Raw genomic sequence first — 315 nt, 5'->3', positions numbered from 1 at the left:
ATTACCTATACGACAATTTTAACGAATAGCGGTAATACAAACGCTACGAATATTACTTTCACTGACCTCATACCAGATGGTACGACGTTTATAACTGATAGCGTTACAATAGATGGCATCACACAAATCGGGCTCAACCCTAATACAGGTATTACAATTGGATTAATTGCTCCTAACAGCTCAATATCTATAGCTTTTCACGTTACCGCTACTTCTACACCAGCTCCAAATCATATTGCCAATTCAGCTACTGCTTTTTACACATTTATCGCTGATCCTAATGCACCTATTGTTTCCAAGACCGTTACTTCAAAC

The 315-nt window shown here is 38.1% G+C and carries 1 protein-coding gene; it reads left to right on the top strand.

All coding sequences use genetic code 11. The annotated features are described in order from the left end of the window. Positions 1–315: DUF11 domain-containing protein (locus K5S59_RS29980; protein WP_220784147.1), on the top strand; the 315-nt coding region annotated here is incomplete at both ends.

Origin of the sequence: Bacillus sp. BML-BC051 (assembly GCF_019656175.1) — a bacterium.
In the GTDB taxonomy this organism is placed as follows: domain Bacteria; phylum Bacillota; class Bacilli; order Bacillales; family Bacillaceae_G; genus Bacillus_A; species Bacillus_A mobilis.
This window is presented reverse-complemented; position numbering and strand designations above follow the sequence as displayed.